Here is a 22,126-nt window from a genome sequence, read left to right as displayed (position 1 = left end):
CCCAGGTTAAAGCCTTGGGAAGGGCTGCGAAAGCCGCCGGATCAATCGTCCGTGTCTGCTTCAGCCGGCGGTGTGGACCGGCGAGAAGATGATGGTCTGGGGCGGGCTTGGCTGCGGTGGCCCCGATGCTCCCTGTGGCGACGGCGCGACCTATGCCCCCGCGAGCGACGCCTGGAGCCCCCCCATCAAGTCCGATTACGCGCCCGCTCCGCGCTGGGGACACACAGCCCTCTGGACCGGCACGCAGATGCTGGTCTGGGGCGGCAAGGATGCCCGAGCGCCGCGTGTGTTCAGGGATGGGGCCATCTACCACGCGAAGGAAGACCTCTGGACGACCATGAACTTCGTCAAAGCCCCCGCGAACCGCTATGCGCACTCCGCGGTGTGGATCGACGGCGTGATGTACGTCTGGGGGCGGTGCGGATACCCCCCTGTCGGATGGCGCCCTGTGGGTGCCGTGACGGCGGGGCTTCCGCCTACACCTTCACGGTCTTCACCAACGGCAGTTCGCGCACGCGGGTGCCCGTGAGCGCGAACACCGCGTTGGCCAGGGCCGGGGCCACGGGGGGCACTCCGGGCTCTCCCACGCCTCCGGGGCGGCCGTCGCTGGGGATGATGTCCACGTGGATGCGCCTCGGCGTCTCCGCGATGCGCGCCAGGCGGTAGTCGCGGAAGTTGCTCTCCACCACGGCGCCGTCCTTCATCGTGATGGCGCCGTAGAGCCCCAGGCTCAGGCCGAACACCACCGCGCCTTCCATCTGCGCCCGCACGCGCTCCATGTTCACGATGGTGCCCGCGTCCGCGACGATCCACGCCTCGTCCACCCGGATGCGCTCGTCCGCGTCCTTCACCACCGACACCACCACCGCCACGTACGTCAGGAAGCTGCGGTGCGCCGCCAGCCCCAGCGCCCTTCCTTCCCGCTTGCGCTCGTCCCAGCGAGACAGGCCCGTCACCCTTTCAATCACCCTGCGCAGCCGCGCCGTGTCCACCGGGTGCTCGTCCAGGGACTGGCCGTAGTTCGGCACCTTCGCCACGCCCAGGTCCTTGGGCGTCACGATGCGCGACGGCCCCAGCACCTCCAGCAACGTGTCTCGCGGATCCGTGCCGCGCTCGTGCGCCAGCTCGTCGATGAAACTCTGCACCGCGAACGCGTGGTAGATGTTCGCCACGGACCGCAGCCAGCCGATGCGCGTGTGCGCTCGCGCCTCGCAGTTCTCCATCCGGATGTCCGGGATGGCCAGCGGCAGGTCCACGATGCCCTGCCCCATCTCTCCGTCCCCCGCGAACGTCGCGTCGGAGAACGTGGAGCCGATGGGCGGGAACGCGATGCGCTGGTGCCACGCCACCACCTTGCCGTTCGCGTCCAGGCCGGCCTCCAGCCGCTGCGCGCTCGTGGAGTGGTAGTAGTCGTGGCGCACGTCGTCCTCGCGCGTCCACTGCAGGCGCACCGGCGCGCCCACCGCCTTCGCCACCAGCGCAGCCTCCACCACGTAGTCCGGCTTCGACTTGCGGCCGAACCCGCCACCCAACAGCGTCACGTGGATGATCACCTTCGACGGGTCGAGGCCCAGCGCCTTCGCCACCTCGCTGCGCGCGGCCTGCGGGTTCTGCGTCGTGGCCCACACCTCGCAGGTGCCGTTCTCCACCTTCGCAACCGCCGCGGGCGGCTCCATGGGCGCGTGCGCCAGGTGCGGCGTGTTGTACGTGGCCTGCACCCGCTTCGCCGCCTTCGCTAGCGCTCCTGGCGCGTCGCCGACGTTGCGCACCACCTTGCCCGGCTTGCCAATCACCTCCAGCAGCTGCTCGCGGTACGCCTCCGAGTCGTAGACGGCGTTGTCCCCGCCCTCCCACGTCACGTCCAGCGCCGCGCGGCCCTTCATCGCCGCCCAGGTGTTGTCCGCCACCACCGCCAGGCCTCCCAGCGGCTGGAACAGGAAGGGCTTCGTCGCCGCCGGCAGCTCCACCACCTGCCGCACGCCCGGCACCGCCAGCGTCTTCGTCGCGTCGTAGCGGGCCACCTTGCCTCCCGCCACGGGCGGACGCGCGATGACCGCCGTGCGCATCCCCGGCAACACGACGTCCGCGCCGAACACCGCCCGGCCCGTCACGATGTCCGGCCCGTCCAGCAGCGGCAGCTCCTTGCCCAGGTGCTTGAGCTCGCTGCGCGGACGGAGCGTCACCGCGTCCTTCTTGGGCACCTTCAGCTTCGCCGCGTCACCGGCCAGCTCACCGAACTTCAGCGTCCGCTGCGAGCCCTTGTGGAAGACGGCGTGGTCGCGCGCCTCGCACTCCGTGGGCGCCACCTTCCAGCGCTTCGCCGCCACCGCCACCAGCATCGTGCGCGCCGTCGCGCCCGCGTAGCGCAGGTCGTCGAAGATCTTCCGCACGCTGCTGGAGCCGTCCGTGTTCTGGTCTCCGTAGGCCTCGTCGCCGTCGCCCTGGACCACCTTCACGTGGGCCATGTCCGCGCCCAGCTCGTCCGCGATGAGCACCGGCAGCGAGCTGCGCACGCCCTGCCCCATCTCCGAGCGGTGACAGACGATGGTCACCACGCCGTCCGGCGCCACGTGCACGAAGACGTTGGCCCTGAGTCCCCCCGTGGGCACTTCCGGCAGCGACGTGGGCATGGGCGCGGCGTGGGCCCTCGCGGGCAGGAACACCTCCAGCCCCAGGCCCGCGGCCACGAGTCCCATTCCTTCGAGCACGGAACGGCGCGACAGACGGATGCGAGTGTCTTGCATGGTGGCGGCCCTCACTCCGTCGGCAGTCCCGCCGCCTTCTTCACGGCGGTGCGGATGCGCGTATATGTCCCGCAGCGGCAGAGGTTGCCCGCCAGCGATTGATCGATCTCCGCGTCGGTGGGCTTCGGCTTCTTCGCCAGCAGCGCCGCCGCCGTCATGATCTGCCCCGCCTGACAGAAGCCACACTGCGGCACCGCCAGGTCCACCCACGCCTTCTGCAACGGATGCGAGCCATCTGGCGACAGGCCCTCGATGGTCATCACCTCGCGGCCGTCCGCGCGGCGCACCGGCGTCACGCACGAGCGCACCGCCGCGCCGTCGATGTGCACCACGCACGCGCCGCAGAGCGCCTGGCCGCAGCCGTACTTCGTGCCCGTCAACGTCAGCACGTCGCGCAGCGCCCAGAGCAACGGCATCTCCGGATCCACGTCCAGCACGTGCTCGGTCCCATTCACTCGCAGACGGATGCTCACGGTCGGCTCTCCTCGCGCGGGCACTCCGCGCCGTCCTTCACCCACGCGGCCACCAGGGCCCCGAACTCCGCCTGCGTCCCCGGCGCCGGAACCCGGTCCGCCCCGGGCTTCCAGCCCCAGCCCACCAGCTCGTCATGCGCCGAGTGCTCAATCAATTCCGCCAGACTCTTGCCGCCGTTGCGCGCCGGGTCCTTCAACTGTTCGCACAGCGCGCGCGGCGTGCGCCCCTCCCACGCCATCACCTTGGGCGCCACGTGCCACTTGGGCGCGCCGGGGATCCGCGCCAGCTGCGCGTTGCGGTCCTGATGGCAGGAGGTGCACTCCAGGCCGGGCACGCCCTGGTCCTCGGAGCCCCGGACCACCGGCGGGTCGTGCACCTTGCCCTCTTCGCCCTGCAGCGGACTGTCGCCCACGGGGTGGCAGTTGACGCAGCGGGGATGCAGCATGACCCGGCTCGCCTCCAGGAACAGCGCTTGCGAGCGCTCCTTCTTGTCGCCAATGCCCGCGAAGGCCTCCGGCGGCCGGAGCGCCTGTGGATTCGCGGGCGGCGGCACCACGGACGGATGCGCCGCGCGGCCTCCACATCCCGCGCTGATCAGGAGCGACAGCGACAGCGCCGCCGCCCCCGCGCCCAGCACGGCTCCCAGTGCCTTCGAGCGAAGATTCATCGTGCCCCGTCCATCCCTTCGGCCAGAGGTCGTCCGGCCTCACACGCAGCGTCGCGAGGCCGGACGGGCCATGCTGCCCCGGTCCCGCCCTCCACGAGCCTGTCAAAATGCCGCATGGCCTGTGAAGGTTTTCTTCAGAACGCGGCCAACCCTGCGAGTGGGCGGTGTCATCACGCACCGTGAGGGACGGCAGCCTTCGTGAAGGCTTCGTGCCTGGGTGACACGGGCCGCGGGCGGGATTGACGGAATGTCTTTCGGGGCCGCTGGGGGTGCCGCGCAAGTGCGCGGAATCGCATGCGCGGGGTGTTGGAACGCCATGTGTATTGGGAAGAACGCAAGGAGATAGCCCGCCATGCGCCAGAGCCCCGCGTCGTCCCTGTTCTCCCTCACCCGCCTCTTCGTCGAGCAGTGTGCCCGTTGGAGGCTGCGCGAGGAGGTCATCGCGTTCATCCTCGAGTTCGGCACCCCCGCCCGGGCGTGTGGTGCCACCCACCTCACCGTGCACGAGCGAGACCTGCCGGTCGCGCTGCGTGACTCGTCATTGGCGCGGCAGGCGCGGGGGTGGATCCTCATCCTCAATGACGAGGACCGGCTCCTCACCTGCTACCGCCGCCAGGACGCCTCGCGCTTCCTGCGGCAGAAGTCCAAGCGCCGTCCCGCGGGCGTGACCCGGGGCCGCGACGACTTCCTGCGCGGCCTCCAGTTCGCTCCGGCCTGAATCAGTCGAGCCCCGTCTTGCCCACCGCCCAGTAGGCCTTCACCTTCGACGTGGCGCGTTCGCCGTCGCCGCGCAGCCGCGAGCGCAGGGCCTGGATGGACTGCGCCCGGCCTGTCATCACCAGCGTCGCGCCGGGCTTCGTGCGCAGGACTTCGCGCAGCCGTTCGTGGACTTGCGTCAGGTGCGCGTCGCCTGCCGTGCGCTCCACGTCCTGGCCCTCGAAGCCCAGCTCGCGCAGCGCGGGCGCGCAGTCCTCGCGGCGTGTCACCTCGAAGATGGGGGTGACGTCGCGCTTCGCTCCGGTGCGGAACGCGTGCGCCACCGCGAAGGACGTCTCGTCACCGAAGAGCACCACCGGCGCGTCGCCGGACTCCAGCGCCACCGAGCGCCGGGGGCCGAAGAACTGCACCGTGTCCCCGGTGCGCACATCGCGGCCCCACTTCGCTCCCGGGCTGTCGCCGTGCAGGTACACCAGGAAGGCCGTGGCCCCTCGCGCTTCGTCCCACGACAGCGGCGTGTACGTGCGCATGCCCAGCCCTGGCAGGAACACCTGCACCTTGTCGCCGGGGCTCCATCCCTGCCCCCGCAGCGCGGGCCCTTCACAGTCAATCTGTCGAAAGGCGCGCGAGACTTCGCGCACCTGGGTCACCTTCGCTTCGGTGAAGAGAAACCGGCCCAGCATGCTTCCGAGCATGGCCTTGGCGTTTGCCATTGGAGCCTCCGTTCAGGCGTTCATACGCCTCCTGCACGTGCACGGCTCGTGAAGTTGCGTGAAGGCGTCCTCACCTTGCAGGGCAGAGACCCCCACGAAAGGAACCGGACATGGGCCCCTGGCATCCCCGGGTGCGCTGGCTTCGGACCGGCGGCGCCACTGTCCTTGCCATCCTGGCAGGCGGAGGCTGTGCGATGGGCCCGGATGAATTCGGGCCGCAGGTGACGTCGAGCTCGACGCCGCTGGACAACCCCATGTCCCAGTTCCGGGAGGTACTGGCGCCCTACGGCACCTGGATGGACCTGCCGGACGTCGGCTGGGTCTGGCGGCCGGACCCGAACGAGGTGGGCGTGGGCTTCACCCCGTATTCCACCGCCGGCCGGTGGGTTTCCAGCGACTGGGGATGGACCTTCGAGAGCGATTGGAACTGGGGCTGGGCGCCGTTCCACTATGGCCGGTGGTTCACCACGCCGGAGGAGGGCTGGCTGTGGTGGCCCGACAGTGAGTGGGCTCCTGCCTGGGTGGACTGGCGTTGGGGGAATGGCTTCGTTGGCTGGCAGCCCCTCTCGCCGCCGGGCTTCAGCACCGGGTTGAGCTGGAGGTTCGTGAGCGCGAACAACTTCGTGCAGCCCGACGTGGAGTCGCATCTCCTTCCGGAAGCGCAGGTCCAGAACCTGATGCGGCAGACGCAGCCCGTGGGCGAGCACGTGGTGGCCCGCGAGGGGTACTGGAACCGGGGGCCGGAGCCGGAGGAGGTTGCACGGGTCACCGGACAGGAGGTGCCGCTCGCGAGGCCGATGACTCCGCCCACGGGTCATCCACCGCGTGCATCGGCCACGAGCCCTGAAGGCGCTGCGCCTATGCCGGCTGGAGGAAGCGTCCGTCCACCAGATGGTCGATGACCTCTCGGGCGGAGTGCGGATCCAGCCTCTCCTTGGCACCCAGGTGCGTCACCGCGCTGGAGACGGTGGTGGGCTTTTCGAAGGCGGCCAGGGCGGCGAGGAGGATGGCGCCGTCATCGCCCTGGGTCAGCGTGGGGTCGGTGAACCTTCGCGGGTTGACGGACGGCGCGCAGCTCAACGTGATTCCGTCCACCGAGCGCAGGACCGTCACCGGCTCCTTCGCCATCTTCGCGGGGGCCCGGTGGCTGCCCAGCCAGTCCCCCAGCGTGAAGCGCTCCACCGAGGACGCGGTGTTCTTGAGCCGCGTGCGCCCGTGGAGGTCGACGTGCTTCCTCGCGTCCCGGTGCTTCCAGGCCAGCGCGTCCACCCGGTCCGAATTGCGCTGCACCGCCGCTTCCAGCTCCTTGTCCTTGAAGCGGATCATCGGCACGGACACGTCGCCGGGCTCGCGGCGCTCGAAGTAGCCGAGGAACTCCGCGAACGTCTTCGCCTCCGTCACCATGTCGAAGCGCGCGGGGTGCTCCGTGACGAGCGCCCCGGGCTGCGCCTCCAGCCGCTGGTAGCCCACCACGCAGTCCAGGCCGATGATGCGTTCCACCAGCCGCAGCTCCTCCGCCAGCCGCTCCCGGCTCGTGAACGGAAGGCCCCCGATGCCAGAGATTTCAATCTCCACGTTCGGATGGCGGCGGGCGGACTCGATGACCTCCAGCAGCTCGCGGTCCTTCGCGCAAGGCTTGAGCAGGCCCTTGGACATCTGCTCCAGCCTCTGCTGTTCGGAGAAGCAGCCGATGTCGATGACCATGTAGATGCGCTGGAAGGTCTCCGCCAACGCCGAGACCAGCTCCACGCGCGGCACGCCCCAGAGGAAGTACGTGCAGCAGTGGCGCGACAGGTCCACGCCCGCCCAGGTGCTCCCCAGGAACTCCGCAGTGCTGCCCGCGAAGTCGTAGCGCATCTGCCACGTCCGGCTGGCGATCTCCTGGTGATCCTTGCGCACGTTCTCCTCGGCGCGCAGGAACGGCTTCGCGCGTCCGAAGTCCGCCTTCTGGTTGCCTCGCGCCCCGCCGCAATAGAGGCAGTTCTCGCCGCAGCCCTTCCCAGGCGCGACCCAGCCGGAGAAGGAGTGTGCGTCCATCTGGCTGAGGAAGATCTCGTTGAAGTGCGAGTAGTAGACGTCCTGCGTGTTGGTCGAGCGCTGCACGTACGCCAGCGGCAACCGGCGGGGACGGCCGTCCGGCGTCCGCGTCACGCAGTTGGGCGGGGCTTCCTCTCCGTTGCAGAGCGCCAGCAGGGGGACTTCCCCATCGCCCAGGATGACGTGGTCGATGCAGTCGTAGCCGCTCAACTCCTTCCACCAGTACGACGCGGAGTTGCCTCCCACGACGATGCGGATGGACGGGTCGATCTTCCGGATGGTCCGGGCGATGAGCAGCGCGCGGTCCACGTGGTGGAACCACTTGAGGCTGATGCCGATGAGCTTCGGGCGAACACGGGCGATGAGGCGCTCGAAGGACTGCGTCACGTCCCCTGCGCTTTCGTCCCCGTCCCACAGGCGCACGAAGGCTTCAATCCCGCCGCGCCGCAGGTAGCTCGCCAGGTAGAGGATGCCGCACGTGGCTTCGCCCGTTCCGGCACCGACGAGGAGGACTGGTGAGAGGGCACGACCACTGCTCATGGGACGACCACCGGACTGGGAGGGAGACGAAGGCCAGCGTATAGGCGAATCCGGGCAGGCCCCGCGTGGATTCGTCGCCTCCCCTCCTCCCAGGCCGCCGGCCTGCTCCCTGGACGGCCCCTCACTCCAGCAGTTCGGCCAGGTTCGCGGCGCGCAGCGCGGCCTGGAGCTCCGCGTCCTGTTTCTCCTCGGCGTTGAGCTCCATGCCCTGCTGCCGGAGCAGGACCAGGGATGACCGCCTCAGCGCCTTGTCCTTGTCGTTGAGCCCCATTTGCCCGGCGGTCCGGAACACCTCCAGGTACGGGAGGGTCAACAGGAGGAACATCGGGGAAACGCGGGAGCGGATGTCTGCGCTGAGCTCGCTCGCGGCCTTGAACACCGGGGCGGTGCTCTCTGGGGCCTGCTGCTCCGGCGTGGCCCCCAAATCGTGGAACGACCGAAACGCGTAGAAGAAGGCTTCTCCGCTCTGATCCAGCCCCATCAGGTCACCGACGCAGAAGCGTTCATAGCTCCGGTATCGAACGCGCAAGCGATACGGCAGCTTCGCGAGGAAGTCCTCGTGACGCCCGCCCAGCCGCGCCAGGAAGAGGCACTGCCTGGGGTCCATTCCAGTATAGGTCGCGAGCTGATACTGGATGACCTCCTCCTCCGTGAAGGGACTCGCGGCGATGAAGCGCTCGGCCTCGGCCGCGTTCCTGTCCTGGAGCCGATCCAGGACCGCCCACGTGAACACCTGCACGTCGTGGTGCTCGATGGCGTAGCGCAGCGCGATGGCCCGCTGGGCCGCCAGCTCCTCCGCGAAGGAGGGCTCCAGGACCTTCTTCACGACCAAGCCGGCCGCGACCGCCAGGATGATGCAGGCGAACACGACGCCCGCCCCGGATACCTTCGGGTTCTTCGCGATGAAGTGCTGCCAGAGGAGCATCAGCGCTCCGCCCAGCGCGATCACCCCTGCGGCGACCACCCCACCGACGACGGCGATGTAGCCGAACCCCATCACGAAGAACGCGTCGAGATAGGGTCCCTGGGAGTTCGCAAGCACCACGACGAGCATTCCGACGTAGAGCGCGAGGACGCTTCCAGCGAAGAAGAGGAATGCTTTCATGGGCGGTCGTTGAGCCGGCCCGAGCCTGCCGTCTCACGACCGCGAACACCACTCGTATCCGGCGCCGTCGCCGACGGTTTCCGTCCCCGCCTGCGCCGCCGCTTCTTCGATGCAGCACCCTGAGGCTGTCCGCCCAACGCCCGCAGCACCTGCGCGCGGACGCCGCCCTCCAATCGCAGTTGTTGCATGAGCGCCTGCACCTGCTTCGCGCCCTGCGGGTTCCGCAATCCCTCTCCCAGCCGCTCGACGATGTCGATGCGCAGCGCCACCGGCCCGATGACCTCGTAGCCGAAGGCCCGCGCGCTCCGGCCGGCCAGCGCGGAACCGTTCAGCGCCGGCTCCTGGGGAATGCCCTGCGGACACGGCGCCTGCTGGAACAGCGCCGTCAACATGGCCCGCCGCTCCAGAGCCTGGGGTGACAGGGCCTGGGTGACATAGAGGAACCGCTGGCCCTCGTGGACGCCCTGCGTCTTCAGCCGCTCGCGCGACTCCTCGTCCAGGAGCCGCCACTGTTCGCGCGCTTCGCCCTGGGAGATGACGCCCAGCCCTTCCGCCAGCTGGTAGGCCACGGCTCGCGTCGCCGGTGAGCGGCTCGCGCTCGTGAAGGACTCCGCGGGAAAGCCTCCCATGGCCTCCGTGACCAGGTCCCTCGCCAACGCCACCAACCGGCGCTCCAATCGCTGACGCGCGCCTCCCGTCCACACCTCCGGCTCCGCCAACGCCAGCTGCGGCGAGCGCCGGTCGCGCCCCCGCACCAGCCGGGCCAGCGGCTGCGCCTCGAAGGAGATTCGCCCCGTCGCGTCCACTTCAAAGGCGTCGTGCGTCGCGTCCACCACGCGCTGGACGAACTGCTCCTCCGTCATCAACGCGCCTTCCGCGCCCGGAACCTCCGTCAACAGGAGCCCCAGCTTCGCGAAGGGATTGTCCGAAGCACCGGCCTGCGGCTGCGTGCTGGCCCTCACGAAGCGGCGCGCGCTCCTCCTCGCGGCCCGTTGCACGAAGCGCTCCACCAGCCGCTCATGCAGGGCGTCTCCCAGCGCGTCCTCGATGCGGCGCGTGCGCTCCTGCCAGTCTTCCGCGTCATTCAGCCAGCCCGGACGATGGCTGATGTACGTCCAGATGCGGATGGCCGCGAGCCGGTCCATCAGCGTGTGGATGTCCCCGGAGGCATCGTCCAGCGGTGACACCTGCCGGCCCAGCCACGTCGGATCCAGCTTCCCGTCCCCGGCTGTCAGCTGGAGGAACGTCTCGCGCAGCAGCGCGACGTGCTGCCCGAAGAGGCCCTTGCGGAAGTCCGGCACCTGGCAGACCTGCCACAAGAGCTCCACGGACGCCTTGTCGGTGGTGAGCTCGCGGATGGCCGGCACCGCCGACAGGCCCTTGAGCGCATCGAAGTCGTCCGCGCGCTCCACCCGGACGAAGGCGCTGTCGCGAGGCGCCCGCGACAATGAATCCAGCAGCGCCTCCGGGCTTGCGAAGTCGAGCGAGGAATTGCGCCAGACGAGGCTGCGCACGGCCGGGAAGCGGTGGGTTTCGATGGCGGAGACGATGCGCGGCGGCAGCTCCGGCAGCGTGTTCAGCGCGCCGAAGCTCCCGTCGTTGAGGTGGCGCCCCGCGCGGCCGGCGATCTGCGCCAGTTCGTCCGGATACAGGTCACGCTGTTCGGCGCCGTCGTACTTGGAGAGCGTCGCGAAGGCCACGTGGTTGAGGTCCAGGTTCAACCCCATGCCAATGGCATCCGTGGCCACGAGGTACTGGACCTCGCCGGATTGATACATGGCCACCTGCGCGTTGCGCGTCCGCGGTGACAGCGCGCCCAGCACCACCGCCACCCCGCCCCGCAGACGGCGCAGCGCTTCGGCCAGCTCATAGACGCGGTCCGCGGAGAACGCGACCACCGCCGAGCGCGGAGGCAGGCTCTTCAGCGAGCGGCGCCCGGCATAGCGCAGCTGCGACAGGCGCATGGCGCGCTTCGTGGACGCATGGGGAATCAGCGCCTGCACCATGGGCCGCATGGTGTCCGCGCCCAGGAACCAGGTCTCCTTGCGGCCGCGCGCGTGCAGCAGCCGGTCCGTGAAGACGTGCCCGCGCTCCCGGTGCGCGGCGAGCTGGATTTCATCCACCGCGAGGAAGTCCACCTCCCGGTCGGTCGGCATCGCCTCCACGGTGCAGATCCAATAGTCGGGCCGGGGCGGGATGCGCTTCTCCTCGCCCGTCATCAGCGCGACCCGGCCCTCGCCCACCTTCGCGGTTACCCGGTCGTAGACCTCACGGGCGAGCAGGCGGAGCGGCAACCCGATGATGCCGGAGTCGTGCTCGAGCATCCGTTCGATGGCGCGAAACGTCTTCCCGGTGTTCGTGGGCCCCAGCTCCGCCACGACGACGGACGGCCGGCTGGATGGGCTCGAGCTCATGGGCGAAGACTAACCCCGAAGCCCCTCCTCCGCCCTGGAGGCCGCAAGGGATGTTCGCGGACAACGTCCCTGCCCGCGCCCTGCGTGGAAGCAGGCGTCCGCGAAAGGCCCTTGCCAGATACAACGGGCCCCGGGGCGGGACGGACAGGCGCGGCGCTCCCGGCACGCGGGGGCAGATGGGATGGACGGCGCCGCCCGGGCCCCCCAGCTTCCGGACACGCAGCCGCCCGGGGGCAATGCCATGGCCGACACGCATTCGCAGCCGTCCGAGACCGACCCGGGGGAGCTGGGGGTCCGCATCACGCTGCTCAACGCCGCACTGGCGACCAAGGTCGTCTGCGTGCGGCGCTACACGCGCCACGCCCTGTTGGCGGGAGGCGCGTGTCACGAGGCGATGAAGGCCGCGTTCGGCCTGCACGCTCGCGACGAACAGGACCACGCGCTCAGGCTCGTCGAGCGCATCCAGCAGCTGGGCGGCCGGCCGGATTTCAACCTTGGAGGGCTCATGTCCAGTGGTGACACCCAGGACGACGAAGGGCGGACGCTGGTGGAGCTGCTGCGCGAGAACCTGGAAGCGGAGCGCGTCGCCATCGCGTCGTACCGCGACCTCATCCCCTACTTCGCGGAACGCGACCCCACCACGCGGCGGCTGCTGGAGGAACTCCTCGACGAAGAGGAGGCCCACGCCAACGCCCTGCACGCGCTGCTGAAGCCTTGAGACCCCGGCCCGGTGGGTTCCTCGGGCGGGTCCCGAACGGACCCGCCGGGCCGAGGATCCTCAGGCGCCCGGTGCCACCTGCACGTCGCGGTAGCGCACCATCCGCTTCAGCGACGGATCCCACAGGTTCAGCCGCAGGCACCCCACGATGTCCTTCAGCGTGAGCGTGGTGACGTGCGGCCCCTGGAGCTCCGGGATGGACGCCATCGCCTCCGGCAGCCGGTAGAACGGGATGCGCGGGTTGAGGTGGTGGACGTGGTGGTAGCCGATGTTGCCCGTGAACCACTCCATCACCGGCCCGAAGCGCATGTAGCTGCTGGCCTCCAGCGCCGCGTCCGCATGGCTCCACGACGCCTCCGGCAGGATGGCCACCTCGTCGAAGTTGTGCTGCGCGTAGAACAGGTACGTGCCCAGCGCGTACGCGGCGAACAGCGGCCCCAGGAAGGCCGTGAGATAGACGCCCAGGCCAAACCCATGCCAGACAGCCGCGGACAGGGCCACGTGCACGCCCAGCGCCAGCCCGGACGTCCAGTAGCGCTTCGGGTTCTTCACGAACGGCTGGAGGCACAGGCTGTAGAGGAACGCGGTGAAGTAGCCGAACAGCTGCGTCACCGGGTGGCGCTCCACCACGTAGCCCAGGCGCTGTGCGCCGGTGGCCTTGCGCCATTGCTCCGTGGTCCAGGTGGCGAAGGTGCCCGCCGAATCCGCCGCGATACGGGCGGTGTTGGCGTGGTGATGGTTGTGCGTGTCATTCCAGATGCGCGACGGGGTGAGCGTGAGCAGCCCCTGCACCTGGAAGAGCGCCTTGGCCCACCGGGACTTCGGCAGGAGCGCCCCGTGCATCGCGTCGTGGAAGAGGATGAAGCAGCGGATGAGCACCAGCGCTTCAATGAGGCCGCCCACGATGCGCAGGGGCCACCAGGGCGCGGCCACCGCCAGCACCACCGCGCCCACGAGCGCGGCGTAGGTGGAGCCGAGCGCCCAGAGGGAGCGCGCGGTGTCCTGGGCCGCGTAGGGACGCGTGCGGGCAATGAGGTCCTTGCTCGATGGCGACGCGGTTCGTTCCATGGGGACAGGGCTCCGGCGGTGCCCGCCCGGCGACACACCGGGACGGATGACCGCGAGCGTTGTCCCATCCCCATGTCACGGCCGGGTCAGCGCTTCTTACGCCAGGCGCGAAGCTCCGCTTTCTTCTGCTTGCCCACCTCGTCCAGCCGGGCCTGCCAGGTTTCACGGTAGGGGCGCAGGGCCTCCGCCACGGCGCGGGCCACCACCAGGTTGCGGTACCACTTGGCGTCCGAGGGCACCAGGTGCCAGGGCGCCTGCTCGGTGGACGTGAGGGCGAAGACATCCTCATAGGCGCGCGTGTAGTCCGCCCAGTGCTTGCGGTCCTCCCAGTCGCCCGCGGCGATCTTCCACGCCTTGCGCGGCTCCTCCTCGCGCGCCAGCAGCCGCTTCTCCTGCTCCTCCTGGCTGATGTGGAGGAAGAACTTGAGGACGATGGTGCCGTGCTCCGTGAGCAGGGTCTCGAAGTCGCGGATGTGCTGGTAGCGCACCTTCCAGAGTTCCTTGGGCACCAGGTTGTTCACCCGCGCCACGAGCACATCTTCATAGTGGGAGCGGTTGAAGATGGAGAACTCGCCCAGGCGCGGGGTCTTGCAGTGCACGCGCCAGAGGAAGTCGTGCTCCCGCTCCTCCGTGCTGGGCACCCCAAAGGAGATGACGCTCACCCCGCGCGGATTGAGGCTGCCCACCACGTGCTTGATGGTGCCGTCCTTGCCGGCGGTGTCGCGCCCCTGCAGGACGATGAGGACGGAGTTCATCTTCGCGCCCCACAGCAGGTCCTGAAGATCGAACAGCTCCTCGCCCAGCACGTCGAACTCCGTCTTGGCCACCTCCTTGTCCGTCTTCTTCGGCGGTCCCGTGGGGGTGCGCTCCAGCTTCACCTTCGCGCCCTGCTTGTCGTTGCGGATGATGTCCATGGTCCCCTTCGCTCCTGGTGTGGGCGCAAGCGTGCCCTGAGCGAAGGCGGATTCACACCGTTCCGAGCCAGGACGGCGGCAGAACGTCCGAGTCGAACCTTTCAAGGACCATCCGGCACAGGTGGTGGCGGCAGGACAGCGTGCCGCCTCCCTCTTGGGCCGGCAGGCTGTCCAGTTTCCAGATCCTGGTTCTTGAATCCAGACAAGGCGCCCCGCCAGGTGCTCCGCGAGCCCCCGAATCCAGTCACACTCCAGCAATGCGGCTGTTTCACTGCTTGCGATTGCCTCCGCGACAAGCGGCAAAACCAGGCTCAAGAGCTGCCCTGGCGGTCCCAACAAATCTCCAGAAATCAATCCCTCACAAATCCGCATCTCGCCCGTCCAGCTTTCGTTCCCCCTGTCGCCAGCCCGACCCGCCACATCACGAGAGCCAGATGTTCCGAACCTCAATGCTCCTGCCGACCCGCCTTCGTTTGTTGTCCACCCTGGCCCTGCTGCCCTCCCTGGCCAGCGCCGCCTCGACCACCGCCCCTGCTTTCGACCTGGAGCGGCTGAGCCTCAACCCCACGTCGCGCGCCGCGCTCGGCACGGCGGCAGGCAGCCTGCGCGAGCCCGGTGAGCTGCGCCTGGCCCTGGCGGCGCACTACGAGCGCTCGCCGCTCACGCTCTACCGCGATGGAGAGCGGATGGACTCGCTCGTCGGGTCGCGTACGCAAGTGCAGCTGGCGGGCACCTATACGGTGAGCAAGCGGTTCGAGGTGGGCGCCATCCTCCCCCTCATGGCCCACCAGGGCACGCGCGGGTTCTCCAACGTGGGCATGACGTCCCCCTCGTCGTGGGGCCTGGGGACGCCGGTGTTGCAGGGCCGGCTGGGGCTCCTGGATGAAGCGTCCGCGCCGGTGTCACTGGCGGCGGAGCTGGCGGTGGGCCTGCCCGTGGGCAACAAGGACGCGCTCCAGGGCAGCGGCGGCTGGGACGTGACGCCGCGCGTGTCCGCAGGCCGCACGGTGGGTCTGGTGGTGCTGGGCCTGGAGGCGGGCGTCCGGCTGCGCAACCGCACGGCGGTGGGTTCGAACGCGGTCGGCTCGGAGCTGCCCTGGGCGGCCACCGTGGCCACCACGGGCCACAAGCTGCGCGGTGAGCTGGGCCTGCGCTCCGCGGTCCCCCTGACGGACAGCCCCATGCCCATGGAGCTGCTGGCGGGCGGCCGCTACGCGCTGGGCTCCCGGATGGAGGTGTTCGCGCTGGGCGGCCCCGGCCTGGGCACCGCGCCGGGCACGCCCGCCTTCCGCGTGATGGCCGGCCTGTCGGTGTCCGCGCTCCAGGCGGTCCAGCCGGTGATGCGTCCCCGCATCGCGGAAGCCCTTCCCCCCACGCCCGCACCCGCCCCGGTGGTGGTCACCGAAGCTCCGGAGCCGGCTCCGGTGGCCCCGCCGGTGGCGGTGGTGGACGTGTGCGCCCCGAACCAGAGCCATTCGCTGGAGCAGTGCCCGGACCTGGATGACGACAACGACGGCGTGGCCAACGCCAAGGACCACTGCCCGGTGGACCCCGAGGACCGCGACGGCTTCCTAGACGATGATGGCTGCCCGGAGGCGGACAACGACGGCGACGCCGTGGCGGACGTAGTGGACAACTGCCCGATGGTGGCCGGTCCCGCGTCGAACCAGGGCTGCCCGGCGAAGCAGAAGCAGCTGGTGGTCATCACCCAGGACCGGCTGGAGATCCGCGAGAAGGTCTACTTCGCCTCTGGCAAGGCGCGCGTGCTGCCGCGTTCGTTCAACCTGCTGGACCAGGTGGCGAAGGTGCTCATCAGCCACCCGGAGCTGAAACACATCCTGGTGGAGGGCCACACGGATTCGCGCGGCCGTCCGGAGACCAACCGGACGCTGTCCCAGCAACGCGCCTCCGCGGTCGTCCAGTGCCTGGCGATGCGCGGTGTCCCGGCGGACCGGCTGATGGCCGCCGGCCGTGGCCCGGACGCTCCCGTCGCGTCCAATGACACCTCGTCCGGCCGTGAGCTCAATCGCCGCGTGGAGTTCCACATCGAGTCGGAGCCCACCTCCGGCCACGTCTCGCGCGACTGAGCCGCGGCCCAATCCCTTTCACAACTCTTTCACAGCATCCTTCTTTCCCGGAAACTCAATGACTACCTCTTCCTATCGCCTCCTCGTGGGGGCCCTGGCCGCGCTTTGCCTGAATACGCGTGCGACCGCCGAAGCGTCGCCTCTCACCACCGCCGTGTCTCCGGGCCAGCTGGCCGCGGCGCTTCCTGACGTGCCCCCCGCGGCGCCCGTCATCCTGACCCCTACGCTGGGGGTGCTGCTGTCCACCGCGCTGCCGTTCTACAGCGGCACCGCGGAGGTCGGCGCGAAGGTGACGCTGACCCTGGATGGGAAGATCGCCGCGACGGTGACGGCGGATCTGAATGGCCGTTGGAGCTACACGCCGTCCCTGCTGGAGTTCCTGTCCAACGGGGTGCACTCGCTGGTGGCGGTGAGCACCAACCTCGCGGGCCAGACGGGCCCCGCGGCGAGCGTGCAGTTCAGCATCCTGGCCCTGGGGCCGGAGACGGTCATCTTCAGCGGCCCGGCGCTCTCCACCGTACAGACGACGGCGCGCTTCACGTTCGGCTCGTCGGCGCTGCTGGTGTCGTACCAGTGCGCGCTGGACAACGACCACTTCGTGGCGTGTGGCACGCCTCGCGACTTCACGAACCTGGCCGAGGGCCCGCACCAGTTCCTGGTGCGCTCCAAGGACCTGCTCGGGCTGCTGACGGACCCCACGCCGGCGGCCTACTCGTGGACGATCGACCTCACGCCGCCGAAGACGACCTTCACGTCCACGCCGCCGGCCTTCACCAACGCCCTGATTTCGACGTTCGCCTTCAAGTCCTCGGAGCCGAACTCCACGTTCACCTGCGCGCTGGACAGCGGCCTGGCCCTGCCGTGCGCTTCGCCGTACCTGACGCTCCTGCTGGCGGACGGGCCGCACACGCTGGCGGTTCGCGCCCGGGACGCCGCGGGCAACCAGGAGACGGAGGCCACGACCTACTCCTGGACGGTGGACACGGTGGCGCCGGCGATTCCGCGGGTGACGTCGGTGACGCCGGGCGCGACGGTGGCCGTCTCGCCTTCGGAGGTGAGCGGCCGGGGTGAGCCCGGGTCGGTGGTGCGCCTGATGATCGACGGCGTCCTGGTGGGCACGGCGGAGGTGGATGTCGCGGGCCAGTGGACGGTCGCGGTGCCGGGCACGCTGGTGGACGGGGTGCACTTCCTGACGGCGTCGGCCACGGACGCGGCGGGCAACTCCAGCCTGCCCGTGACCGTCTCCTTCACGCTGGACACCACGGGTGCGGACACGCGCATCGTGGCGGGCCCGCCGCTGTTCAGCCCGAGCAGCAGCGCCAACTTCGCCTTCACGTCGGAGCACGCGGGCGCCACCTTCCGGTGCAACCTGGACGCGCTGTTCGCGACGCCCTGCACCGACCCGGCGGCGTATCAGGGCCTGGCGGATGGCGTGCACGTGTTCAGCGTGTTCGCCGTCGCGCCCAACGGGGTGCCGGACCTGACGCCGGCCGTGCACACCTGGAGGGTGGACACGGTGGCGCCGGTGGCTTCAGTGGTGACGTCGCCGCCGCCGGTGCTGGCCGGAACCGTGGCCTCCTTCGGCTTCGAGGCGAATGAGGTGCTGGCCACGTTCCAGTGCAGCGTGGACGGGCTGGAGTTCCAGGACTGCCTGGCGAACATCACGCTGGAGAACCTGGCTCCCGGGACGCACACCCTCCAGGTCCGCGCGGTGGACGCAGCCGGCAACGTCGGCGCCGCGGCGACCTACACGTGGGAGATGACCCCTGCCGGCGGTGGCACTGACGGCGGCACGGGCACTGACGGCGGCACCGGCGGCAACTCCGACGGCGGCACCGGCGGCAACTCCGACGGCGGCACCGGCAACGGCGGCAACACCGATGGCGGCGGCACCACGGACCCGGGCCCGGGCACCGGCGGTGGTCAGAATCCGAACGACCCCGGAGTGATTGGCGGCACGCCCTACGACGAGATGCTCGGCGGCGGACTGGGATGCGGCGCCACGTCCCCTGCTCCGGCCATGTGGGTGGGCGCGCTGCTCGCGGGCCTGATGGCGCGCGCCCGCCGCCGCAAGTCCTGAGCTTCACCCCCGCTTTGACAGTCAAACCGCACGGGGCGGTCAGTCGTGCCGCCCGGTGCCTGCCTTCACTCCAACCTGCGTGTGAGCCGCATGCCTCTCCCTACCGACCTCCGCTTTCGCGCGCCTCTCGTTGACGCTTTCGTCGCCACCCTGCTTGTCCCGGTTCTCGTTGGCCTCTTGTGGGTCGCGTTTCGGGTGACGGAGCACATCCCCGCGGATAGCTCCCCCACGAAGCTGATGTTGATCCGCACGGCTGTGCGCACGCCCTTCGTCTTCTGCCTGACGTGCGTCTTCTTCCGGGCCTTCACCGCCTGGGAGGACGTCTTCAAGCATCTGCTCCGGGAGCTCCAGCCGCGGACGTTCGAGCACCGGCCAAATTGGCTCCGGAAGGACTGACGGCATTCCCCCCCGCGCGCCTTCGCGGTGACACAAAACGGGGCGCGCGGTGTTCCCCTCCCATCGCAGCAACCGGGAGGGGAACACATGGCAGGTCATCGACTCATCGCGAGCACCCTGGGCGCCTTCGCGCTCGCCGGACTCGCGGGCTGCACCGACACCGCGGCCAACGTGGAAGCCACCGCCGGGCCCGCGACGTCCCAGGCGGAGTTGGCGTCCGTGGCCCAGGCGGCCGCCGGCAGGAAGCACTTCCAGGAGGCCCTGCCCGGCACCAACGGGCGCTCCTGCGCGACGTGCCACGTGTTCGCGGACGACACCGCGCTCAAGCCCGCGCACGTGGAGGCGCTCTGGGCCCGGAGCCCCGCGGATCCGCTGTTCAACCGCATCGACGCGGATGACCCGGCCGCCCCCGTGCCCACCTACGAGCACCTGAAGAAGGGCCTGGTGCGCGTGGTGCTCCCCCTCCCCGCGAACATGGACGTCATCGACGTTCAGGGGAACGTCATCACCGCCCCGGACCGCAAGGTGTCCGTCTGGCGCGGCGTGCCGAGCATCGCCGACACCGGCTTCTCCGGCCCCTTCCAGTTCGACGGCCGCGAAACCGACCTGGTCACCCAGGCCCAGAGCGCCGTCACCAGCCACAGCCAGGGCGGCACGGTGGCTCCGGCCGTGCTCCAGCGCATCGCCGCGTTCGAGCGCGGCGTGTTCAGCTCCCCTCGCGCCCGCTTCGTTTCGGAGTTGCTGGAGCGCGGCTGGCCCTTGAGCGCCATCCCGGATCCGGACGCCCTGCTCCTGCTCGACGCGTCCGAGCGGCGCGGCCGCGACGTCTACAACCTGGCCTGCGAGGCCTGCCACGGCGACCGCACGCGCAACCGCGTCGTGAACCGCGCCACGCACGACGCGCTCTTCTACGCGCTCAAGCCCGACGGCAACATCCAGTACACCGTCACGCCCGGCGGCACGGCCGAACCCGTGCGCGTACCCCGCCCGCACAGCGAGTTCCTCAACGCCGGCTACGCATACATGACCTACCTGGGTCAGCGCGGCGTCGTGCCCCTCTACAACACGTCCGTCGACTTCCCCCAGTACCGCTTCCGCTTCTACACGGACGGCACGCGCCAGCACGCCGTCACGGACCTGCCCCCCATCCCCGTCACCGCGAGCGGCGACCCGGATGACATCAACCCCGCGCTGGATGAGAACGGCGCGCCCATCGTGGGCCCCGCGCTCGCGGCCCAGTGGTACTCCACCGACCCCGGACGCGCGTTGATCAGCGGAGACCCCGCGGAGTTCGAGTCCTTCGACGTGCCGTCCCTGCGCGGCATTGCCCGCACCGCGCCGTACTTCCACGACAACAGCCACGCCACGCTCGCGGAGACGGTGGACACCTACAGCCGCTTCATCCTCCCGGGCATCCCTTCCGTGGGCGCGCTGCCGGTGCACCCGCCCGAGTTCCCGGGCGGGCCGCCGGAGTCCCTCAGCCCCGCTCAGAAGAAGGATCTGCTGCGCTTCCTCCAGCGGCTGTGAACGCCGCCGCTCAGCGCCGCCACTCCAGCTCCGGCGCCGACACCCGGGGCGGAGGCGGCAGGAAGGTGTGCGCCAGTCCCCGCAGGCCCCGTGCGAAGAACTCCTCGCGGATCCACTGGCTCAGCGCCGCCGCCTCGCCCTCGTGACCCGGCGCCAGCCTGAAGGTCGCGTGCCACTCCACGAAGGTCTGCCCGGTCGCCGTCACCGGCGTCACCCGCAGCTTCGCCACGAAGTCGCGCACGGGCAGCGCGCCCTCCACCATCTCGTACGCGTAGCTGCGCGCATGCGCGTCGTAGGCCAACCGCGCCTCCAGGTACACCTCGCCGTCGCGCGTGGTGAGCCGGCGCAAGGGGCCGGAGTCGGGGCGCGTCACCCGCTCGCTGGTGACGACGCCCGGGTGCCAGCGGGGAAGGCTGTCAAAGCCTCCCACGCGGTCCCAGACCACGTCCGCGGGTGCCTGGATGAGCTGACTCGCATAGGCCTCGGCCATCAGTGCCTCAGGTCGTTCGTGCATGGACATGCTCAAGAAGGGGCTCCGCCCCCAGGGCGGCCATGCGACTGGAGGGCGGCCCACCGTCCACGGGCGGGCCTCCAGGCGTAGGGCGTGTCCCTTGGGGAGAGCGCGCTCCCCTCAGGCCGTACGGCCCTGGAAGCCCTCGTAAAGCCATACAGTCAACGGACCCGCTCCCCCACCGCGTCGCATCGCATTCATGCCGCCCCCCATGTCAGGCATTGAGGCGCGTGATGTGGAGCAACGGCAGCGGAGTCGGAATCGTCCGAAAGGGCTGTTGTAAGCGCTCCGCATCCCGGGTCAGTCTGCGTGTGGCCCCGCGATCACCGGCCCACCTGGGGGGACTCGCCCCGCGGGGCAGGGTCTGGCGGGATGTGAAGCATTGCCCGAGCATGGCTGTTGAAGGCGCATGGTGCATGCCCCCCTTCGCCGAGGAGATGCCCGATGACCTCCGCTTCCATCACCGAGTACGAAACGCGCCTCTACTGGCAGGGGGACCGGGGCGCGGTGCTGACGAGCGACCATGCGCCCCCCGTTCCGATTGGCCGCCCGCTGTGCAGCCAGCAAGACGGGCCCGTGGACGGACGGTGGGACCCGGAGGCACTGCTCGTGGGCGCGGTAGAGGGTCGCACGCTGCACGCGTTCCTGGACGCGGCCCGGGAGGCGGGCGTGGGCGTGCTCTTCTACCAGAGCTCCGCCACGGCCCGGCTGGTGAGCGGGAGCCCTGAAGAGGCCGCCCACTTCACCGACCTCATCGTCCGGCCGCACGTGGCCGTGGGCAGTCCACGGGAGGCGGAGGACGCGCGACAGCTCTTCGCCCGGTTGCCGGCGCGGTGCTTCCCCAGCTCCATGCTCCAGCTCACCCCGCGCATCGAGCCGGTGGTGGAGGTCTGGGCCCACGCCCGTCGCGAGGAGCCCCCCGCACCTGTCGAAAACCACGCACCTGCGCCCATCGGGGCGGACGCGGTGGTTCCCTGGGGGAGCGGCATGCGCAGTGTGGAAGCACATGCCGACGAATCCACAGACGAATCCGCCCACGAAGCCGGTGAAGGAGCCGGAACCGAAGCCCACGCCTGAGATTGATCCGCCCCGGCCGCCCGTGCCGGAGAAGGATCCACCTCCGGGCGAGCCCAAACGCCGGGAACCCCCTCCGCCCCTACAGGACCCGGAGGTGGAGCCGGGCATCCAGGACCCACCGGCGCATGACCCCAACCATCCGGGGCCGCCGACCATCATCGCGTGACCGCCAGCCTGTGCTGGCCCGTACCTGAAGGATCCCCTCATTTAGCGAGTTGATCAGCATGCGCTCGCTCGGTAACTGAGTGCGGCGGAGGTGGCAGTCGGGCAAAGAGTGCATCCACCATGAGGCGCAAGGTGGCCATTGACGCAGAGCAGGTGCGGGCGTTCCTGACGG

19 protein-coding genes are annotated in these 22,126 nt (G+C 70.0%); 9 read left to right on the top strand and 10 right to left on the bottom strand.

What is annotated here, in order from left to right:
* Positions 1–70: 70 nt before the first annotated feature.
* Positions 71–529: a Kelch repeat-containing protein gene (locus tag GTZ93_RS43475; RefSeq protein ID WP_455423667.1), complete on the top strand. Its 459-nt coding sequence runs from the start codon at positions 71–73 to the stop codon at positions 527–529.
* Here the strand turns inward: GTZ93_RS43475 and GTZ93_RS26475 are convergent.
* The 3 genes from GTZ93_RS26475 to GTZ93_RS26465 are packed head-to-tail and all read right to left on the bottom strand — an operon-like array spanning position 477 to position 3,885.
* Positions 477–2,744, bottom strand: a complete 2,268-nt coding sequence (locus GTZ93_RS26475) for a xanthine dehydrogenase family protein molybdopterin-binding subunit (protein ID WP_139918270.1) — start codon at positions 2,742–2,744, stop codon at positions 477–479. The genes GTZ93_RS43475 and GTZ93_RS26475 overlap by 53 nt on opposite strands.
* Positions 2,745–2,755: 11 nt before the next feature.
* Positions 2,756–3,217, bottom strand: a complete 462-nt coding sequence (locus GTZ93_RS26470) for a (2Fe-2S)-binding protein (RefSeq protein WP_120553579.1) — start codon at positions 3,215–3,217, stop codon at positions 2,756–2,758.
* Positions 3,214–3,885 (bottom strand): Isoquinoline 1-oxidoreductase subunit, encoded by a 672-nt coding sequence (locus GTZ93_RS26465; RefSeq protein WP_139918268.1) that lies wholly within the window; start codon positions 3,883–3,885, stop codon positions 3,214–3,216. The genes GTZ93_RS26470 and GTZ93_RS26465 overlap by 4 nt, the downstream gene beginning before the upstream one ends.
* 352 nt (positions 3,886–4,237) lie before the next feature.
* On the opposite strand from GTZ93_RS26465, the gene GTZ93_RS26460 reads away from it, so the two are divergent.
* On the top strand, positions 4,238–4,603 hold the full coding sequence (locus tag GTZ93_RS26460) for a hypothetical protein (RefSeq protein ID WP_120596694.1): 366 nt from the start codon (positions 4,238–4,240) through the stop codon (positions 4,601–4,603).
* 1 nt (position 4,604) lies between these two features.
* On the opposite strand, the gene GTZ93_RS26455 is transcribed toward GTZ93_RS26460, so the two are convergent.
* A complete protein-coding gene (locus GTZ93_RS26455) occupies positions 4,605–5,315 on the bottom strand; it encodes a siderophore-interacting protein (RefSeq protein ID WP_139918266.1) in 711 nt (236 codons plus the stop codon).
* Positions 5,316–5,509: 194 nt separating this feature from the next.
* Between GTZ93_RS26455 and GTZ93_RS26450 the strand changes: the two genes are divergently transcribed.
* Positions 5,510–6,217, top strand: coding sequence for a DUF6600 domain-containing protein (locus GTZ93_RS26450; protein ID WP_180946058.1), 708 nt, complete (start codon positions 5,510–5,512; stop codon positions 6,215–6,217).
* On the opposite strand, the gene GTZ93_RS26445 is transcribed toward GTZ93_RS26450, so the two are convergent.
* The 3 genes from GTZ93_RS26445 to GTZ93_RS26435 form a co-directional block, all read right to left on the bottom strand.
* Positions 6,174–7,892, bottom strand: coding sequence for a B12-binding domain-containing radical SAM protein (locus GTZ93_RS26445; RefSeq protein ID WP_139918264.1), 1,719 nt, complete (start codon positions 7,890–7,892; stop codon positions 6,174–6,176). The two genes, GTZ93_RS26450 and GTZ93_RS26445, sit on opposite strands and share 44 nt — an antisense overlap.
* Positions 7,893–8,013: 121 nt before the next feature.
* Entirely contained in the window at positions 8,014–8,997 is a 984-nt protein-coding gene (locus GTZ93_RS26440) for a hypothetical protein (protein ID WP_139918262.1), read from the bottom strand.
* The gene (locus GTZ93_RS26435; RefSeq protein ID WP_139918260.1) at positions 8,994–11,411 is read right to left on the bottom strand and encodes a helicase-related protein; all 2,418 of its coding nucleotides are present in this window, start codon (positions 11,409–11,411) and stop codon (positions 8,994–8,996) included. The genes GTZ93_RS26440 and GTZ93_RS26435 overlap by 4 nt, the downstream gene beginning before the upstream one ends.
* Positions 11,412–11,652: 241 nt before the next feature.
* Here GTZ93_RS26435 and GTZ93_RS26430 point away from each other — a divergent pair, with 241 nt between their 5' ends.
* Positions 11,653–12,129: a ferritin-like domain-containing protein gene (locus GTZ93_RS26430; RefSeq protein WP_161663078.1), complete on the top strand. Its 477-nt coding sequence runs from the start codon at positions 11,653–11,655 to the stop codon at positions 12,127–12,129.
* Positions 12,130–12,189: 60 nt separating this feature from the next.
* Here the strand turns inward: GTZ93_RS26430 and GTZ93_RS26425 are convergent, their stop codons facing one another.
* Together GTZ93_RS26425 and GTZ93_RS26420 are read right to left on the bottom strand one after the other, a co-directional pair.
* Positions 12,190–13,197 carry a fatty acid desaturase family protein gene (locus GTZ93_RS26425; RefSeq protein ID WP_121753679.1) on the bottom strand — a complete coding sequence of 336 codons (1,008 nt, stop codon included), beginning with the start codon at positions 13,195–13,197 and terminating at the stop codon, positions 12,190–12,192.
* 86 nt (positions 13,198–13,283) lie between these two features.
* Positions 13,284–14,111, bottom strand: a complete 828-nt coding sequence (locus tag GTZ93_RS26420) for a PPK2 family polyphosphate kinase (protein ID WP_139918257.1) — start codon at positions 14,109–14,111, stop codon at positions 13,284–13,286.
* Between the two features lie 434 nt (positions 14,112–14,545).
* On the opposite strand from GTZ93_RS26420, the gene GTZ93_RS26415 reads away from it, so the two are divergent.
* The 4 genes from GTZ93_RS26415 to GTZ93_RS26400 all read left to right on the top strand — a co-directional run bounded on the left by GTZ93_RS26415 (position 14,546) and on the right by GTZ93_RS26400 (position 20,201).
* Positions 14,546–16,198 carry an OmpA family protein gene (locus GTZ93_RS26415; RefSeq protein WP_161663077.1) on the top strand — a complete coding sequence of 551 codons (1,653 nt, stop codon included), beginning with the start codon at positions 14,546–14,548 and terminating at the stop codon, positions 16,196–16,198.
* Between the two features lie 58 nt (positions 16,199–16,256).
* On the top strand, positions 16,257–18,278 hold the full coding sequence (locus tag GTZ93_RS26410; protein WP_161663076.1) for an Ig-like domain-containing protein: 2,022 nt from the start codon (positions 16,257–16,259) through the stop codon (positions 18,276–18,278).
* Between the two features lie 195 nt (positions 18,279–18,473).
* The gene (locus GTZ93_RS26405; protein ID WP_139923302.1) at positions 18,474–18,674 is read left to right on the top strand and encodes a hypothetical protein; all 201 of its coding nucleotides are present in this window, start codon (positions 18,474–18,476) and stop codon (positions 18,672–18,674) included.
* A gap of 87 nt (positions 18,675–18,761) precedes the next feature.
* Positions 18,762–20,201, top strand: coding sequence for a cytochrome-c peroxidase (locus tag GTZ93_RS26400; protein WP_139923304.1), 1,440 nt, complete (start codon positions 18,762–18,764; stop codon positions 20,199–20,201).
* A 10-nt stretch (positions 20,202–20,211) separates the two neighbouring features.
* On the opposite strand, the gene GTZ93_RS26395 is transcribed toward GTZ93_RS26400, so the two are convergent.
* A complete protein-coding gene (locus GTZ93_RS26395) occupies positions 20,212–20,715 on the bottom strand; it encodes an SRPBCC family protein (protein WP_161663075.1) in 504 nt (167 codons plus the stop codon).
* A gap of 441 nt (positions 20,716–21,156) precedes the next feature.
* On the opposite strand from GTZ93_RS26395, the gene GTZ93_RS26390 reads away from it, so the two are divergent.
* Positions 21,157–21,789, top strand: coding sequence for an OsmC family protein (locus tag GTZ93_RS26390; RefSeq protein WP_139923307.1), 633 nt, complete (start codon positions 21,157–21,159; stop codon positions 21,787–21,789).
* Positions 21,790–22,126: the final 337 nt, after the last annotated feature.

It is taken from the genome of Corallococcus exiguus, from assembly GCF_009909105.1.
GTDB lineage: Bacteria > Myxococcota > Myxococcia > Myxococcales > Myxococcaceae > Corallococcus > Corallococcus exiguus.
This window is presented reverse-complemented; position numbering and strand designations above follow the sequence as displayed.